Origin of the sequence: Fusibacter sp. 3D3 (assembly GCF_001748365.1) — a bacterium.
GTDB lineage: Bacteria > Bacillota > Clostridia > Peptostreptococcales > Acidaminobacteraceae > Fusibacter_A.
The window spans coordinates 99,527-117,008 of sequence record NZ_BDHH01000017.1; the positions used below are offsets into that span (position 1 = coordinate 99,527).

The window sequence follows — 17,482 nt, forward strand, 5'->3', positions numbered from 1 at the left end:
TTTTATGATATAATGAATACGTTGGAAAATCGTATGGAGGTGTTTTTATGAGTACGCACATTAATGCAAAGATTGGTGATATTGCAGATATCGTACTATTGCCAGGAGATCCTTTAAGAGCTCAGTATATTGCGGAAACTTTTTTTGAGAATCCTGTTTGTTATAACAAGGTAAGAGGTATGCTCGGCTATACGGGTACATATAATGGCGTTAGAGTTTCTGTCCAAGGTACGGGTATGGGCATGCCTTCTCTGTCTATTTATGTAAATGAACTTTTGAGATTTTATGATGTAAATAAGCTCGTCAGAGTGGGTTCTTGCGGTGCGATGCAACCCCATATAAAAATTAGAGATGTCATACTGGCACAAGCGGCTTCTACGACTTCAAATATGAATAATCGACGTTTTGGAACCTGTAATTTCGCTGCTATTTCGGATTTTGACCTTCTACACAGTACTTTTCAGACGGCAAAAGAAACGGGGTTGAAGGTACATGTGGGCAATATTCTATCTGAAGACAGCTTTTATGACGATTATAATTCGAGTCGAAACCAAATTTTTATGGATTATAATGTACTTGCAGTGGAGATGGAAGCGGCAGAGCTCTACACTTTAGCGGCTAAATATAAGGCGCAAGCACTGTGCGTTTTGACGGTGAGCGATTCCTTAATCACTGCTGAAGAAACGACTGCGGAAGAGAGAGAGAAAACATTTAACGATATGATTACTTTGGTTTTGGACACGGTGACAAAGGCTTAAGGTTGTCTGATGTCTAAAGTAGTATTCGTGTTTATTAAAGGTGGCGTTGTTAGGTCGAGGGATGACCAGTAACGCCATCTTTTTCTGTATTTACGTGATGGCTTCGAGTTCAGGTTCTATGGTTAAAAAGGCCTGTATAAGTGTTTCGGAGAACTGACTGCGCATACTTACAGAGATCAGGTTGATGGCCTCAATATGTGTGAGCGCTTTTCTGTAAGGACGATGACTGGTTAAAGCGTCATAGACATCTGCAATAGAGAGTATTTGAGCACCCAGTGGAATTTGGTCGCCTTTTAATCCAAGTGGATAACCTGTTCCGTCATATTTTTCGTGATGATGTAAAACCAGCGTATCGATTTCGTTAAAAGCAGATGCTTTGTGCAAAATTCGAAAGCCTGTTAGAGAATGCTCTTGAATGATTTTGAATTCGGCGTCTGTCAACGGTCCTTTTTTATTCAAAATTTGTTCAGGTATCGTGATTTTTCCAATATCGTGCACTAATGAAGCTTTTGTTAAAGTTTTCAAATCATCGTATTTCAAAGTCTGTCCAATGAGCTGCGCATATTTTGACACCCGATCGGAATGTCCTTTGGTGTAGGAATCTGTTGCATTTAATGCTTCAATCATGATATTCAAGGTTTCATCATTTTTATCATTGAGTTCTATAATTTTATCATTGATCGTTGAGGAAAGTTTGTTTATGCTCGTAGAAAGTTGACTCAGTTCTTCTATACGGCTGTTTTCTAAATCGATATCATAGTGTCCGTTGGCAATGCTGTCCACTTTCTTAACGGTTTTGTTAATCTGGTCTGCGACTTTTTTCAAGACCATACTCGCAACAATACTTGCAAGTATGAGTACAAGAAAAACAGAGAGCAGTATGAAAAAAGTTTGTCGTCTCAGATCATTGATGATTTCAGGCTTATCCATTTTTGCGGTTAAGAAGAAACTGTTTTTAGAATCGACTTTAATCGGGATAAAAATTTGATTAAAGTCGGCATCCGATATGTTGATCGCCCCATTTGAACCATATCCAATTGAGGCTGAAGGGTTTGATTGAGTTTGGTCGTTAAGGACATATTCAATACTCTGAATACCAATAAAGGACTTCATCATGGTCATGTCGAGTTTATATTTAAGCGGTGCCATAACGAGGTAGGATTTAGATTTGTCCTCGGAGCTGCTGGTATAAATATTTTTTAAAATGCCTATATAGAGGGTGTTTTTGTATTCATAAAAAAGCGTTTGAGTGGTATATTGTTTTTGATCCTGAACTAAAAAGCCCATTGTGAGTTCGTATGGCGCATCTGTAAAGGGGGCTTGATCCGTGTTTTCCACATAATAGTATTCAAATCCATACTGGTTGGTTAAGGATTTAATAGACTCATTCTCAATGGACGCGTATTCTGAAGTGTCGAGGGCGCTTTTATAGACCATTTCGTTACGAATTTGATAAAAGGCTTTATCGGTAAAGAGACTATTGCTCGTATGACCAATTTGATAATTTATGTATTCTTCTAACATTTTATACGTCATTTTGGAGTAGAAAACATTGTTATCACTTTCTGATGTTTTAAAAGTGTGTTGAATGCCTAATAAGACAAATAAGGTTGAAAATATAAGTATAGGCAACATAATGATAAGTGAAAGTTTATAGAATTTCATGGCAAGACCTCTTTTCTTTATTAACAAATTGATTATAGCATAACTTATGTAAATGTCTGTGAATAAATTATTAATTCGTATGTTATAATAGGAAAGTAAATTGTACCAACTTTAAGGAGTAAATGATTATGAAAGAAAATGTCATGATTTTTGGTCATCGAAATCCAGATACAGACAGTGTCACCAGCGCAATTGCGCTCTCATATCTCAAAAATCAAACACAATATCATGCACTACCCTGCGTTCTAGGCGATCTTTCAAAAGAAAGTGAGTTTGTACTGGATTACTTCAAAGTAGCGCATCCTCATAGAATTGATGATGTTAAAATTCAGCTTAAAGATTTGCTCTATGATCGCATTATGGCTTTAGAACCCTCAAATTCAATTTTGACAGCTACAAAACATATGAATGATAACAAGATCAGGACGCTCCCAATCGTGGATTCTGAAGGGTATTTGATCGGGATCGTTACGATGAAGGATATTGCCATGAGTGCGATTCATGGAGATTTGCACACACTTAATACGACTTTTATAAACATTAAATCAGATTTAAAAGCGGAAACGCTCAATTATGCTCATTCTGATGTAAATGGCAAGATATCCATTACGGCATTTCACGATTCTTCAATTATCAAAGAAGATATTTTTGACGTGAATACGATTGTCATCACAGGAGATCGATTTGATATCATTGACTATGCAATTCAGCGTAAGGTCCAATTGATTGTTGTTACAGGCAATAAGAAAATTCCAACTTTATTGGTTGAAAAAGCTGCTGTAACTGGTGTGAATATGCTCAAGACACCTTATGACACTTATTACACCTCAAAACTTATAAATCAAACTAATTTTGTAAGTTCCATTATGAAAAGAGAACGCCTTGTAAGGTTTAAAGAAAATGAGTACCTTGAAAATTGTCGTGAAATTATACAGACTTCTAAACACTCCAAATTTCCTCTTGTTGATGAAAAAGGAAAATACCTTGGCATTATCGGGAGAACACACTTTTTGAATCCGACAAAGAAGAATGTCATTTTGGTAGATCATAATGAGTATGCTCAATCTGCAGAAGGCCTCAATGAAGCCAATGTCATTGAAATTATAGATCATCACAAGATTGGCGACATTTCTACAGCGTTGCCCATCTCCTTCAGAAACATGCCTGTGGGCAGTACCAATACGATTATTTTCCAGCTCTTTAAAGAAGAGCAGATTGAGATTCCAAAGGACATCGCTGGACTCATGATGTCTGGCATCATATCGGATACTTTGTTTTTAAAATCGCCAACGACGACCGTTTTTGATGAAATGGCAGTTGAAAAATTGACCGAAATCACAGGCATTAAACCCGATACTTTTGCACTTGAGATGTTTAAAATGGGCACTTCGCTTGTTGGCAAGTCCGTTTCAGATGTGTTCTTTAACGATTTTAAAGAATTTATGCTAGAAGGCTGTAAAATAGCGATATCTCAAGTCTTTACATTAAATTTTCAAGAAATTTTAGACAACCAGTCCGTTTATCTGGAGACCATTAAAAGGGTTCATCACGATAAAGACCATTATCTGACGCTCATGGTGGTCACGGATATTATAGAAGAAGGTTCATATATGCTCTTTGAATCTAAGAATGAATCCGTTATGTCGCTGGCATTTGAAAAATCGGTTGAACAGGGGACCTTTATTGGCAACTGTGTTTCACGAAAAAAGCAGATTATTCCTAAACTGATCAATGCGCTTAATATCTTAAAATAGGACGTTAGAGTGTTAAAAGTCAAAAGTGGAGAAACCCAGTTGAAATTTCTCGAATCAGGAGGATTCATGTTAAATAAATATTCTATGTATGAAGCACTCGGTGTTTCAAATCAGGTAGTTGCCTATGTGGAAGAAGCTGAAAAGGCGATCTTGTCACATTTTTCAAAGATTGATGATATTGCAGAATACAATCAACTTAAAGTATTAAATGCATTGCAGCAAAATAAGATTTCGGATATCCACTTTAATTGGAACACAGGCTATGGCTATGATGACATGGGGCGTGATGCCACTGAAAATGTCTACAAAACTGTTTTTAATACCGAAGATGCCATTGTAAGACCGATCATTGTCTCGGGCACTCATGCTTTAACTTTAGCGCTTACAGGGACCTTGAGGCCAGGTGATAAACTGCTGTCCATCACAGGGAGACCTTATGATACCCTTGAGAAGGTCATCGGGTTATCGCCTTCAAATGGCCTTAGTCTAATGGACATAGGGGTTTCATATGAAGAACTTGAATTGACAAAAGAGGGTGGATTTGATCTTGATCGCATCAAGGCATTGGTTGAAAATGCTGAGGTGCAATATAAGATGATTTACATCCAAAGATCAGCAGGCTACTCGTGGCGACGTGGACTCACGATACGCGAGATCAAGAATGTCATCTCTCTTATTAGGCTCTATGCACCAAGTGTCATTATTATGGTGGATAATTGCTATGGTGAATTCTTAGATTATCAAGAGCCTACAGATGTTGGGGCAGATCTCATGGCGGGCAGTCTTATTAAAAATCCCGGAGGTGGTCTTGCCTTAAGCGGTGGCTATATCGTTGGGAACCATCATTTGATCGAGCAAGTGGCAGCACGCATGACCTCTCCCGGTATTGGGAAAGAGTGTGGGTTGACATTTGGTCAAACACGCACCATCTTACAAGGTTTTTTCATGGCACCTAAAGTGGTATCTGGTGCACTAAAAGGCGCTACGCTCTGTGCGCGGGTCTATGAATTGGCAGGATATGAAATCAATCCTGGTGTAGATAGTGTGCGGAGTGATATTATTCAGGCCATTAAGTTTGGAACACCTGATAAAGTGATCGCTTTTTGTCAAGGCATTCAATCGGCATCACCCGTAGATGCGTTTGTAACACCTGAACCTTGGGATATGCCCGGGTATTCAAGTGAGGTCATCATGGCTGCAGGTGCATTTGTTCAAGGGTCTTCTATTGAACTCAGCGCGGATGCGCCGATTCGTGAACCCTATATTGCCTATTTTCAAGGCGGATTGACTTATGAGCATTCCAAATTTGGTGTCATAAAATCCTTGGATGCACTTTATAAAAAGGAGCTCATTAAGCTATAGGGGGAGAATGTTTGCCTTAGTGCCCAAAATAGTTTATGATGTTATCAGCAAGATAAACAGTTCAATTGGGAGTATGACTGATGATCATCTCTCAAAGATCGAAGGGGTGTAAAGATGGATTATAATGAGCTTGCATTGAAAATGCATGAAGCAAACAAAGGTAAGATTGAAGTGACAAGTAAAGTAAAGCTTGAAACCCGAGAAGATTTATCTACGGCTTATACGCCAGGCGTTGCGGAGCCTTGTCGAAGGATTGCAGAACATAAAGAAGATGTCTATAAGTATACTTCTAAAGGAAATCTCGTAGCAGTTGTTTCAGACGGTTCAGCTGTCTTAGGTCTTGGGAATATCGGTGCTGAGGCTTCTATTCCTGTAATGGAGGGGAAAGCTATTCTATTTAAAGAATTTGCAGATGTTGATGCTTTTCCAATATGTGTATCCACTCAAGATGTAGATGAGATCGTCAATGTTGTGAAGCTTATTGAGCCTGTTTTTGGTGGTATTAATCTTGAGGATATTGCATCTCCAAGATGTGTAGAAGTTGAAAGAAAACTAAAAGAAATACTTGATATTCCTGTATTTCATGACGATCAACATGGCACGGCTGTTGTGGTGTGTGCAGCGCTTATCAATGCGCTCAAAATCGTTGATAAAAAAATAGATGAGATTAAAATCGTCATCAATGGTGCAGGTTCTGCAGGAAATGCAATTGCAAGAATGTTGCTTGATTTAGGTGTGAAAAACATATTGAGTTGTGATCGTGAAGGCGTTTTATCAAGAGATGTGCCTCAGAATAACTGGGTCCAAGATGAAATCGCATCGCTTACAAATCATGAACTTTTAAAAGGGGACTTGGCTTTTGCACTTTCTGGTGCAGATGTTTTTATAGGGGTTTCCGCTAGAAATGTCGTTTCAAAAGAAATGGTTAAAGCTATGAATTCAGATGCGATTGTATTTGCAATGGCAAACCCTGATCCAGAGATAATGCCTGATTTAGCACTTGAGGCTGGAGCGCGTATTGTGGGCACAGGGCGTTCTGATTTTCCAAATCAGATTAACAACGTGTTGGCTTTCCCTGGCATATTTAGAGGGGCTCTCGACGCAAGAGCGAGTGATATAAACGAGGCGATGAAAATAGCTGCTGTTTATGCAATTGCAGGTCTTGTTGCTGATGAGGAACTAAAAGAAGATAACATCATCCCATCGGCACTTAATAAAAAAATAGGCGCTGATGTTGCTAAAGCGGTTTACGATGCTGCAGTAAAATCGGGTGTTGCACGCATATAACCCTTGGGGAAATGGCCTCCACTTCTTAAAGTGGGGGTTCATATTCCTAATCCAATGGGGAGTCCAAACTCCCCATTGGATTGCAAGGCGGTTGCGAAGGTAGCGAAGCGGACTGAGTATACGCTTTAATAGCGTAACTTTGGTATGAGAGGAGCACTACATGACAAATTATACACCATCCCCAAATCGATATGAGAAAATGCAGTATAGAAGATGTGGTCAAAGCGGTATAAAATTACCTCTGATTTCTCTAGGTCTTTGGCATAATTTTGGCACTAACGATTCATATGACAACGCAAGAGAAATGATCCAGACAGCATTCGATTTAGGGATTACACATTTTGATCTAGCCAACAATTATGGTCCTATGCCAGGATCAGCAGAAATCAATTTTGGTAAAATCCTAAAACAGGATTTTAAGTCACATAGAGATGAAATGATTATCTCCACAAAGGCTGGCTATCATATGTGGAATGGACCTTATGGAGATGGTGGGTCTAAAAAATACCTTGTGGCAAGTTTAGAGCAAAGTCTTAAGAGATTAGAGCTTGACTATGTGGACATATTCTATCACCACAGACCAGATGATGGCACTCCAGTTGAAGAGTCCATGCATGCACTGGATTTATTGGTAAGACAGGGCAAGGCACTCTACGTTGGGTTGTCCAACTATAAACCAACGGAAGCCAAACTTGCCATTGATGTCCTTCATGAACTGGGGACCCCTTGTTTGATTCATCAACCGAGCTATTCGATGTTAAATAGATGGATTGAAGAAGAACTCATCGCCATGATGGATAAAGAAGGTGTTGGTATTATCACATTTTCACCTCTTCAAAAAGGTTTGTTAACCAATCGCTACTTAAAGGGGATACCTGCTGATTCACGAATGGCGGGGGATAGTGTTTTCTTGAATAAAGAAGATCTTACTAAGGCACTTCAGGTGAAATTAAATGCACTCGATGAAATCGCAACAGAAAGGGGACAAACCCTTGCTCAAATGGCACTAGCTTGGAATCTAAGAAATCCAAGAGTCACTTCTGTCCTTGTTGGTGCGAGCCGAAAATCTCAAATAGAAGACTCTGTCAAAGCCATTGAAAATCTAGAGTTTACGCCACAAGAACTTGAAAAAATAAACAATGTGTTATTGTAACTACGGTGGAAGAGCTTAAGCATATGAGTGAAGAACTTAAAGATTTGGTTACCGTTTTTGAGCAATTAGTGGCGGATTTTAGAGTGGATTAAAAAATAGAAGGGGCTGTCTCTCATTTGGAGATGCCCCTTTTGATGTTTTAATCATTGTCCGCCAAAACTTTGTTTTGTCTGACCCGTCCTCGTCCAGTAAAGAGCAGGTTGAACATTCCTGCTCTTTACTGGACGAAGACTAATGATATTAATAATCACCTTGTGCCATCATGGCATCGGCCACTTTTTTAAAGCCTACAATATTGGCTCCAGCAACTAAATTGTAGCCAAATCCATATTCTTTTGATGCAGCAGCGGCATTTGCATGAATTGTAATCATGATGTTTTTTAATTTTGAGTCAACTTCTTCAAAGGTCCAAGAATATCTCATAGAGTTTTGAATCATTTCAAGTGCTGATGTTGCAACACCGCCAGCGTTTGCAGCTTTAGCAGGCGCAAGGCGTATATTTTTTTCGAGCAAGTATCTAACGGCTTCGTTCGTACAAGGCATATTGGCACCTTCGCCTACAGCAATGATACCGTTATCGACTAACGTTTTAGCATGCTCTAGTGTAATATCGTTTTGAGTGGCGCAGGGTAGGGCAATATCACATTTTAATGACCAAATATTGCCTAAACCTTCAATATATTGAGCATCTGGATGTGTGTTTAAGTAGGCTTGAATTCTTTTTCTTTCCACGCCTTTCAATTGCTTAATAAGTGCCAAATCAATACCCTTCTCATCATAAATGTAACCATCAGAGTCGGACATGGCGACGACTTTAGCGCCTAATGCAGTCGCTTTTTCACACGCATAAGTGGCAACATTACCAGAGCCTGATATGATAATCGTTTTGCCTTGTATAGTTTGATGATTTTGCTTGAGCATTTCATCGACAAAATAGATCAAGCCATAGCCTGTTGCTTCAGTTCTTGCTAAAGAGCCACCATATGATAGGCCTTTACCTGTGAGAACTCCATTTTCAAATACGCCTTTGATTCGCCTGTATTGACCATATAAAAAACCAATTTCTCTCCCGCCAACACCAATATCACCAGCAGGCACATCGACATCAGGACCAATATGGCGATAGAGTTCAGTCATAAAGCTCTGACAGAATCTCATGACTTCAGCATCCGATTTGCCTTTTGGATCGAAATCGGATCCTCCCTTGCCACTGCCAATCGGTAAGCCTGTCAAAGCGTTTTTAAAAATCTGTTCAAAACCCAAGAACTTGATAATGCCAATATATACAGAGGGATGAAATCTCAATCCACCTTTGTAGGGCCCAAGGGCGCCGTTGTACTGAATTCTAAAGCCTCTGTTGACTTGCAAAATGCCTTGAGCGTCTACCCAAGGCACTCTAAAAATAATTTGTCTTTCTGGTTCAGCTATTCTTTCTAAGAGGTTGGCCTCAACATATTCTGGGTGTCTTTCTAAAACAGGTTCTAATGATTTAAATACTTCTTCCACAGCTTGCAAAAATTCCGTTTCATTTGCATTTCTTGCTTTTATGCGTTCAAATACGCTTGATACATAAGACATACGAAACACTCCTTTAAAATGAAATCCATTGAGTTTTGAAATTAAAACTTATGCTGTAGCGTATATATACCCTAAAAACCTTTAAATTACACTAAAAAAGACCGTAAAGTTAATCACGGTCTTTCTTTAATATCGTTGAGCGTTACATTTTTCTAAAGACACCTCTGACACGACCTAATATTTGAACATCATCAACGTAGATCGGTAACATGCTAGAATTTTCGGGTTGTAATCTAATTCTAGAGGGCTCTTTATAAAATGTTTTAACCGTTGCAGAATCATCAATCATAGCAACGACAATTTCACCATTATTAGCAACATTCTGCTGTTTGACGAGAACAAGGTCGCGATCGTGAATACCCGCTTCAATCATGCTATCACCTTTGATCTTGAGCATAAAATAGTTGCCTTCATCTACAAAATCAGAGGGAATAGGAAATGTATCCTCAAATGATTCAACGGCTAATATAGGCTGACCCGCAGTAATTTCACCTATAATCGGAATAAATTTAGTATCTCTAACCAAAGGGATGACGTTATCTGTTGGGGTGTGATCTGCATTATCAAATATTTCAATAGCACGTGGTTTAGTGGGATCACGTCTAATATAGCCTAACTCTTCCAATTTAGTGAGGTGCATATGTACAGTGGAAGTTGATTTCAAACCTACTGCCAGACATATTTCACGCACTGATGGTGGATACCCTTTTTTAGAAACCTCATCTTTTAGGAAATCAAGGATTTGTTTCTGTTTTTTCGAAATCGTAGCACTCATTATTTAGGTCTCCTTTTCCTTTTTTACTTGAATCTTAGGACGATTATATCATAATCGTAAAAAAAAATCAAACATTAGTTCGATTTTTGTCTTTACAAAGAACGCACGTTCGTATATAATAAATTTAACAGAACAAACGTTTGTACCGAATTTTCATATTGAACACTAATTCATATCGAACAAGGGTTAAGAGGAGGTAGATTATGACTCAAACTAGACCTCATGTGACATTTGACAGCAGAATGTATAGAAGACCTAAAAGACGTCGCTTGGTGATCGTAAATAAAATGCGCTTTATATTTGCTACGATATTAGCACTCATTTTATTAAGTATTATTTTTTCTTATATTACAGGCAATTTTTTGTCTGTAGCATCTACAAATCAAGAATATCTGGAAATTACAGTTGTCCCTGGAGATACACTTTGGGATATTGCATCTCAATACAATTATTATGACGATGATATAAGACAAGTCCTCTACGATATTCAAAAGACAAATCAAATGACTTCCAGTAATATTTATCCAGGACAAGTATTGGTAATACCAGTTTCTAAATGATAGCGTTAAAGTGTCAAAAGTCAAAAATTGAGTAACGCTCTACTCTATGATGCACTTACGGAAAGCACGAGATACAGCATAGAGTAGAGGTGGTGTGCGAAACTGGATTTTGACACTCTGACCACAGCTGTATGATTAACCTTAGAATCAGAAGGCGAGGATAGTCTTCACTTTGCTGATAAAGCCCTGTCTGCCCATTGAAAAATGGGCTTTTTTCAGCATTGAACGCGTTCAATTTAGAGCAGAATTGTTCAGTTTGTGTGAATTTGTTAGAATTCAAAATCCAGATTATTTTTCATTTTTTCTCTTCTGATACTCATCTAAAAGTTCATAATTATTGACGACATCTCGTTTTGCATCTTTCTTATGTGCAGAGTAAAGTTGCGTGGTCGTTACATTATCATGATCTAATAAATTCTGCACATCATAGATAGAGAAGCCGTATTGAATTAAAGAGGAGGCAGCAGTTGCTCTCAATTTATGAGGACTGTAACCTGCATGTCTAGGGGCTTGCATTGCTATTGAAGTATACTTTTTTACAAGCTCTCTAAGTGTTCGAACGGTCATTCGTTTTCCCTGAAGTGAAAGAAAGAGCGGATCGCCGTTTTCGATACAATTTGGGCGTTCCAATTTAATATAGTCATCAATAACGGCAAGAGCAGATCGGTTTAGCGGCATATTAGCTTCTTTGCCGCGTTTTCGGTAGATTTTAAACTCACCACGGGCATAATTGATGGAACTTAAATTCAATTGCTGCACTTCACTAACGCGTAGGCCATAAGTGGTGAAGAGTACTAATATGGCTTTATCTCGGCGTTTTGTTTTTTCCCAATATTGCTTTTCTTTGTCGCTCAATCCAGTGCCGTTTTCAACTGTATCCAGCATCAGGGCAACTTCCTCAATTTCGAGGCGTTTAATGGCATCTGGTTGAGGTTTAGGAAGTTTAATCGGATTGAAACCTTCAGTGATATTCGACTCGATGAGCTGATCTCTATAGAGAAACTTAAACAATACGCTAATTGAGGATTTTTTTCTTGCTAAGGCACGATTGTGATTTTCCATAATATAATCTGCATTTTCAGTTTCGACAATGTAGCGTGTGCAAAAATCTCCAATGAATAAATTGACATCTCGTGCTGTAATTTTAGCGAAAAGCTCAAGCGGAATTTCTCTAGGCGATTCAAATTCAAATTCAGCCATCAAAGGTGATTCGCTGATTAAATAATGGCAGTAGAAAATTAAGTCGCTCAAGTATGCAAGACGCGTACTTAAGGCAACAGAATTTTTTAGATACAAGAAATAGTCAAATAGAAAATCTGGTAATTGAGCTTCTATAGAGAGACATTTCTTAATCATTTCATTTTGCTTTTCAACGATGTTATCAGGAACATCTGATTTATTATGAATTTTAATTTTCTTATTGTTAGGATTTGTTCTAGAGAGAGAAGATCCATCATCTTTAATTATTTTTTGACGTGCCATGAAATATACCTCGAATTCATGAGTTATTTTTTTATCCTTTCAACTATTCCCTAAATATACATTTGAGGAATAGTTGCATCTGAAGATAGGATACCACACTTTACTGGATATTTCAAGGCTTTTTATAGGTTTTCATAGCTTTGAAATGTTTGATAATCAATTTGGTATTTAACGTTTCCTCATCTTCACTTTTTCTGTTGGCGCTATTTGCGTCTCTAATGGATAAATGTTTGGCTTATATGTAATACCACTTACGATTGTGGTATTTTTTCATCAAGGCATTTCATTGTAATAAATTTTTGAAAACAAACCTTCTGATATGGTATAGAAACCTCTGCTGTCTAAATCGATGCCTATGGATTCACCTAGTGGTTCAAACGATGACATCATATATTCAGGTTTTGTACTCTTAATGATTTCAGAAAAAGATTGGTGGCCATCTCCCCTATGCCATTTCCATACATTACCATATGTCCTGATGAGCAAAGTGGTTTGATCTTTAGATAAATCGGCACCCGTTACGGCATAAGGTAAATTAATAGGGGATAAAATCAAATGTCTATAATCTATGTGATAACCCTCTGCATATTGTTTTATATTGATAGCCCCCTCATAACGGATGAGATTTGTATCATCTGATTTCAATGCGTCTAAAGGAAAGCTTAAAACATGCATCAGCCCTTTGTAAGTTTTGGAAAAAAACAAGATTTCATTTTGTGGGGCATCCACCACTAAAGCTTCCACATTAGGAACAGCAGATTCAATTTCATTAATAATATAATTAAATACGCCAGTCTGGTCTGTATAGTTGACATCTGGAATTTGTGGGAATGTTACAGTATAGCTCTTAAATTCAGAGATTTGATAGGTTTGACCATTATTTTCAGAGGCTAAATGACATAAGTCAACCAGCAGGTCGGGTTCTTTGAATACAAACAATTTTGGTGTTGAATTTGCACTTTTTTTCGTATTACTTCCTAAATCAGAGAGCATTAGGTAACTCTCGCCTTGTGCATCTTTATAAATAGCAATATCTTCAATATCGTTGAGATCGGTATTTTTAAGCTCAAATTTTTCTCTTATATTGCCACGTTTTGAGATCGCATAGATGAAGCCAGCGTGGCCACTGTCGTTATGTACCCATAAGGTATCTGCATTCTTTTCGCTGACCACGAGTCCAGATATTTCACACAGGCTTATATCTCTTATTTTACCTGTGATAAGGCCTGTATCTGAAGGTTTGTAAAAATAAAAGTAATATGCAATTGCTGTCATTATGAGCATGAGCAGAAACAACCTAAATATCAGTTGCTTAAAAAAATCTGCTACTTTTAGAAGCGTTATTTTCATAGAGCGATATCCCCCATTTCTAATGTCTTAATTTGAATGATTTCATTATCTTCTGGTGGCTCATAAACCATCAATGCATGATTTTCAGTGATGTATTCTATTTTGATTTTTTGTGTTTTTGTATTTTCAGTCTTTCGATAGATTGTGTTATGACGTATGTACTCATTAAATCTATTCTTTTGAATCACATGTCTTTCTTCGAAAACTTCATATTTTAAAATGGGAAGTGTCAAAGAACGTAATTCTCCACGAAGTATGCCGTTTTGATAGGTCATAAAAATTTGAAAAATGGAATCCGTTTTGTTTTCAAATTTTAGATCATATAGATTGTAGATACAAGTAGCACCTGTTCCAAATGGTCTATGTCTTGAATCGTCTGGATATAAATCGTAGTCGTGACGATGACGTTCTAATATTTCAAGTGGTGAGTGCAAAGCAATCCAATAGAGTAAATTGGATACTTGGCAAACCGCTGGAGTGGTTCCTTTTATTTTTTGACTTGCAAAGTTCGTGACATCTAAAAATAATGATTTTGTGTGTCCGATATTTTTCCAAAATGAAAATACAGCATTTGGCTTTATGACGATTCCATTGAGTTTTGCAATGAGATGCTTAATTTCTTTTTCTTTAATTTGAATTTCATGAGGATCTAAGGTTTCATAGGAAGTGAGCAGTGTAGATTGATGCTTGAAGTAAAGGTGTGGTAATCGCTCCTCTACTATGGGTAAAGCTTTTAAATTTAAGTGGCTCAATTTTGCACGAAAAACTAAGCATATCCAATACCAAATCGCATTTCTATGCTTTGAAAAATCTGTATAGTGACTTTTTTTTATAGCGTTCTCAAATAAGGAGGGTCTCATTGCAAAATCACTTTCTTCGTCCAAGTACGTAAATCGTCAGTTTTAATTATATCAAAATTAACATCATAGAACCATTAAAAGTTAATTAAAAGTAAATCCCTCGACTTATGGTTGACGTAATTATTTTACGTCAACCATAAGTCGAGGGAGACCTGTTTTAGCGGAGAGAGAATCTGTTTTTTAACTTCGGCAATGCTCAATTTTCAACCTAGGCACATGTTCAAATTGAATCTGTTCATTTTCATAAAGGAATTCAACGGCATCTATAGGCCAATTTGCAAGCTGCCTTTGTAAAAAGCCCTCTATGAGAATCATTTCGGTCATTGAGCCGCCAGTTGATCCTTGAAAATAGAGAGTCGCCCACCCTATTTCATCTTCTGATGACGGCTCTTTTTCTGATAAGTTGATGACTGCAGTTTTTTTGCCATTGAGAATTTCAAGTGATTTAATTTCAATTACGGCATTTTCAAAGTAATGAGTTTGTAAGTAATGGGCGATATATCGCAGCTTTTTTTCAGCGTCCGCTTCTGGCGGCAGAATACCATAGTGATCTATATACGGTGCCCCCGTGTCGTCAAGCAGGTTAAAAACGAGCAGATTTTCTTTTTTATAATTTTGGCTGATGATTTCCACTTGTTGCTTGAGGTCATTATTAAGCTGTGTTAGAGCAACTTGATAATATTGAAGTGCTTCAGAATACGCGTTGGCATTGGCTTCATTAGATTTCATGTTCTCATCGTTGAGCTGATTAAATTTATGATCCAACTGGCTGAATTGCGATTTATACAATTCAACTTTTTCCAGAAGTGTTCTATTAGTCAGAATCAAACTCTTCATATGAAGTTGTTGCCAAGTTAATGCAGCAAGTAATAAAATGATAATGCTCATAAAGGGTAGTGTTTTTTTCATTAGTATACTCCTAGGATTTTCGGATGATTCCAATCGCCTCTATCTTAATTTAACATAAAAGCACATAGGGTTGCACCTGTTAGACGCTAAAAACATATAAAAAGTTCCATCTAAATTCAAATTTTAATGAATTTATGAATGAAACTTTTTATTTACGGTATATTTACTGCTACAAATTAATAGTTCTGAGCCAGTTTTTTGCTTCTTCTTCTGTTTTGAAAACACTGAATTCTCGACCAGTAAGCTTCCCCACTGTTTCAATAGCAACTTTTTGCCAAGTGCCCACACCGTAGAGTGCAGAGGCTTTTACATATGATTTATTTTGTGCGGATACCTCTTCAAAAACTTTTGTCGTATTGCGGTCAAAAGAGATTGCATTTATATTTGTAATCACATAAATGCCTTTTGTACCTTCACGTTCAATCACTCGGTGTGACTGGTTGAGCAAATCGGAAATCTCATCTTTTTTTAAGTTAGAGAAATCTTGATAAAGTACTTTATTCCCGTTAATTTCATCCCATTTAAAGCGTTCCATATATGTACTAACTCCTTTCGATAGTTAAGACTTAGACTATACATATCCCTTATACCCCAAATTGATGAAGAACATACAAAAAAATGCCCGAAGGCATTTTGCAATGTTACAATAATACTTATTAAACTCAAAGGATCAAACAATTTATTCATTTCAGTAGAGACTAAAAATAGGAACATAAGTATGAGTGCAATAAATGCACTTATTTTAAGGGTTTTCCGTTTCATCTTAAACCTCTTTAGAATGATTTAAATATGACCATAAACGGTTGATGTCATTGTTGACAATCAAATTTTTCGGAAAATTTACAGCTTCTACAAGCGCTTCGACGTTTGAAAAGTTGCCAATATCGCTAATGTAATGGGCATCACTACCAAAAATAACAGCCGCTTGATGTTTTTCACAGAGTGCCAACAATGTGATGTAGTTCTCTCTTGCATTTTCTCTAACGGCTACTGGCGCTAACGAACTGTTGTTAATCTCAAGAAGGACGTTATGTGCTTTTGCTGCGATTACCAGTCTTTCATATTCCAATGGATATCTGGCATCATCAGGATGTCCTATGATATTGACCTTAGGATGTTTCATAGCATTGATTAAGGCATTTGTATTTTCTGTGGCGCCTAAGTTTTCAAAGCAAGGAATGTGCAGACTAGCAATGGCATAATCCAAATGTTTCATGTCTTGGTCGGATAGATCAATAGCCCCTGCACTATTGAGGATGTTAAGCTCAACACCTTTTAATACTCTGAGGCCTTCGATTACTTCAGGTAATACTTTTAGATTGCCAAAATAATATTCTTGAGTACTTCCCGGCATCTTAGGGGCATGGTCGGAAACGCCAAGAAGCTTAAGCCCTTTATTTTTAGCAGCAAGTATATTTTCATTAAGTGTACTATAGGCATGCCCACTTGCAACTGTATGTGTGTGTAGATCTAGTATATATCGCATTTTGAATCCTCTTTTCTGAATAATCCTCTCGGGGAAAATTGCTTAATTATTATTGCCTTGTTGCACAAGAATTATACCAAAAGTATGCCTATATATCAAATGAGATAAATTTAATTTTAGTAGTAATCACAAAAACGTCTTCAAAAGAATCCATAAACTCTTTTGAAGACGTTTAAATTTTTGGAGCGAATCTTTAAATTATAAAAATTATTGTAACTATTCAGTCGTCTAACCAAATATAATATTTTTAGACTGATTTGCTAATGCAGATTTAATCGCAGAATAAGCATGAATACCTTGCTTACTCGCAGTCCCTATATAAGACATTATTGTTGCAAAAGTATCTGCTCCAGTCTTAGTTCTGAAACATCCAGCTACCTTTTGTTTTACTTTTATCATACGTATATCTTGTTCAGCTAAATTATTTGTAAATGGAATGCTGAAGTCATCTACAAATAGGCAGACTTCACCCTTGTATTCAACAAAGCGATTGATGAGTGCGC

The 17,482-nt window shown here is 37.3% G+C and carries 16 protein-coding genes; 6 read left to right on the forward strand and 10 right to left on the reverse strand.

Features of this window, described 5'->3' with window-relative positions; all coding sequences use genetic code 11:
• Positions 1–47: 47 nt before the first annotated feature.
• Positions 48–758: a purine-nucleoside phosphorylase gene (gene deoD / locus F3D3_RS17650; RefSeq protein WP_069875779.1), complete on the forward strand. Its 711-nt coding sequence runs from the start codon at positions 48–50 to the stop codon at positions 756–758.
• Positions 759–848: 90 nt separating this feature from the next.
• Here deoD and F3D3_RS17655 read toward each other — a convergent pair whose 3' ends face one another.
• Positions 849–2,423 carry an HD domain-containing phosphohydrolase gene (locus F3D3_RS17655; protein WP_069875780.1) on the reverse strand — a complete coding sequence of 525 codons (1,575 nt, stop codon included), beginning with the start codon at positions 2,421–2,423 and terminating at the stop codon, positions 849–851.
• 128 nt (positions 2,424–2,551) lie between these two features.
• Here F3D3_RS17655 and F3D3_RS17660 point away from each other — a divergent pair, with 128 nt between their 5' ends.
• The 4 genes from F3D3_RS17660 (at position 2,552) to F3D3_RS17675 (ending at position 7,979) form a co-directional block, all read left to right on the forward strand.
• Positions 2,552–4,177 carry a putative manganese-dependent inorganic diphosphatase gene (locus F3D3_RS17660; RefSeq protein ID WP_175438419.1) on the forward strand — a complete coding sequence of 542 codons (1,626 nt, stop codon included), beginning with the start codon at positions 2,552–2,554 and terminating at the stop codon, positions 4,175–4,177.
• A 66-nt stretch (positions 4,178–4,243) separates the two neighbouring features.
• On the forward strand, positions 4,244–5,539 hold the full coding sequence (locus F3D3_RS17665) for a methionine gamma-lyase family protein (RefSeq protein WP_069875781.1): 1,296 nt from the start codon (positions 4,244–4,246) through the stop codon (positions 5,537–5,539).
• Positions 5,540–5,653: 114 nt separating this feature from the next.
• A complete protein-coding gene (locus tag F3D3_RS17670; protein ID WP_069875782.1) occupies positions 5,654–6,826 on the forward strand; it encodes an NADP-dependent malic enzyme in 1,173 nt (390 codons plus the stop codon).
• 160 nt (positions 6,827–6,986) lie between these two features.
• Complete coding sequence (locus tag F3D3_RS17675; protein ID WP_069875783.1) at positions 6,987–7,979, forward strand: aldo/keto reductase; 993 nt, start codon at positions 6,987–6,989, stop codon at positions 7,977–7,979.
• Positions 7,980–8,219: 240 nt separating this feature from the next.
• On the opposite strand, the gene gdhA is transcribed toward F3D3_RS17675, so the two are convergent.
• Entirely contained in the window at positions 8,220–9,557 is a 1,338-nt protein-coding gene (gene gdhA, locus F3D3_RS17680) for an NADP-specific glutamate dehydrogenase (RefSeq protein ID WP_069875784.1), read from the reverse strand.
• A 142-nt stretch (positions 9,558–9,699) separates the two neighbouring features.
• A complete protein-coding gene (gene lexA / locus F3D3_RS17685; protein WP_069875785.1) occupies positions 9,700–10,332 on the reverse strand; it encodes a transcriptional repressor LexA in 633 nt (210 codons plus the stop codon).
• Between the two features lie 203 nt (positions 10,333–10,535).
• Between lexA and F3D3_RS17690 the strand changes: the two genes are divergently transcribed.
• The gene (locus tag F3D3_RS17690) at positions 10,536–10,892 is read left to right on the forward strand and encodes a LysM peptidoglycan-binding domain-containing protein (RefSeq protein WP_069875786.1); all 357 of its coding nucleotides are present in this window, start codon (positions 10,536–10,538) and stop codon (positions 10,890–10,892) included.
• Positions 10,893–11,180: 288 nt separating this feature from the next.
• On the opposite strand, the gene F3D3_RS17695 is transcribed toward F3D3_RS17690, so the two are convergent.
• From F3D3_RS17695 to F3D3_RS17725, 7 genes are all read right to left on the reverse strand, one after another.
• Positions 11,181–12,374: a tyrosine-type recombinase/integrase gene (locus F3D3_RS17695; protein ID WP_084389138.1), complete on the reverse strand. Its 1,194-nt coding sequence runs from the start codon at positions 12,372–12,374 to the stop codon at positions 11,181–11,183.
• A 273-nt stretch (positions 12,375–12,647) separates the two neighbouring features.
• Entirely contained in the window at positions 12,648–13,724 is a 1,077-nt protein-coding gene (locus F3D3_RS17700) for a hypothetical protein (protein WP_069875787.1), read from the reverse strand.
• On the reverse strand, positions 13,721–14,476 hold the full coding sequence (locus tag F3D3_RS17705; RefSeq protein ID WP_069875796.1) for a VanW family protein: 756 nt from the start codon (positions 14,474–14,476) through the stop codon (positions 13,721–13,723). Before F3D3_RS17705 ends, F3D3_RS17700 begins: the two co-directional genes overlap by 4 nt.
• Positions 14,477–14,764: 288 nt before the next feature.
• On the reverse strand, positions 14,765–15,493 hold the full coding sequence (locus tag F3D3_RS17710) for a hypothetical protein (protein ID WP_069875788.1): 729 nt from the start codon (positions 15,491–15,493) through the stop codon (positions 14,765–14,767).
• A 169-nt stretch (positions 15,494–15,662) separates the two neighbouring features.
• Positions 15,663–16,028: an STAS/SEC14 domain-containing protein gene (locus tag F3D3_RS17715; protein WP_069875789.1), complete on the reverse strand. Its 366-nt coding sequence runs from the start codon at positions 16,026–16,028 to the stop codon at positions 15,663–15,665.
• A 228-nt stretch (positions 16,029–16,256) separates the two neighbouring features.
• A complete protein-coding gene (locus tag F3D3_RS17720) occupies positions 16,257–16,979 on the reverse strand; it encodes a phosphatase (RefSeq protein WP_069875790.1) in 723 nt (240 codons plus the stop codon).
• A gap of 228 nt (positions 16,980–17,207) precedes the next feature.
• The coding region (locus F3D3_RS17725) for a transposase (RefSeq protein ID WP_139132140.1) at positions 17,208–17,482 on the reverse strand (275 nt) is incomplete at its 5' end.

Bases quoted from the DNA above. Each gene is read 5' to 3' on its own strand.
- F3D3_RS17715 (WP_069875789.1), bottom strand. From the start codon at position 16,028: ATGGAACGCTTTAAATGGGATGAAATTAACGGGAATAAAGTACTTTAT.
- deoD (WP_069875779.1), top strand. From the start codon at position 48: ATGAGTACGCACATTAATGCAAAGATTGGTGATATTGCAGATATCGTA.
- F3D3_RS17700 (WP_069875787.1), bottom strand. From the start codon at position 13,724: ATGAAAATAACGCTTCTAAAAGTAGCAGATTTTTTTAAGCAACTGATA.
- F3D3_RS17655 (WP_069875780.1), bottom strand. From the start codon at position 2,423: ATGAAATTCTATAAACTTTCACTTATCATTATGTTGCCTATACTTATA.
- F3D3_RS17690 (WP_069875786.1), top strand. From the start codon at position 10,536: ATGACTCAAACTAGACCTCATGTGACATTTGACAGCAGAATGTATAGA.
- F3D3_RS17665 (WP_069875781.1), top strand. From the start codon at position 4,244: ATGTTAAATAAATATTCTATGTATGAAGCACTCGGTGTTTCAAATCAG.
- F3D3_RS17710 (WP_069875788.1), bottom strand. From the start codon at position 15,493: ATGAAAAAAACACTACCCTTTATGAGCATTATCATTTTATTACTTGCT.
- F3D3_RS17675 (WP_069875783.1), top strand. From the start codon at position 6,987: ATGACAAATTATACACCATCCCCAAATCGATATGAGAAAATGCAGTAT.
- F3D3_RS17670 (WP_069875782.1), top strand. From the start codon at position 5,654: ATGGATTATAATGAGCTTGCATTGAAAATGCATGAAGCAAACAAAGGT.
- gdhA (WP_069875784.1), bottom strand. From the start codon at position 9,557: ATGTCTTATGTATCAAGCGTATTTGAACGCATAAAAGCAAGAAATGCA.
- lexA (WP_069875785.1), bottom strand. From the start codon at position 10,332: ATGAGTGCTACGATTTCGAAAAAACAGAAACAAATCCTTGATTTCCTA.
- F3D3_RS17660 (WP_175438419.1), top strand. From the start codon at position 2,552: ATGAAAGAAAATGTCATGATTTTTGGTCATCGAAATCCAGATACAGAC.
- F3D3_RS17720 (WP_069875790.1), bottom strand. From the start codon at position 16,979: ATGCGATATATACTAGATCTACACACACATACAGTTGCAAGTGGGCAT.
- F3D3_RS17695 (WP_084389138.1), bottom strand. From the start codon at position 12,374: ATGGCACGTCAAAAAATAATTAAAGATGATGGATCTTCTCTCTCTAGA.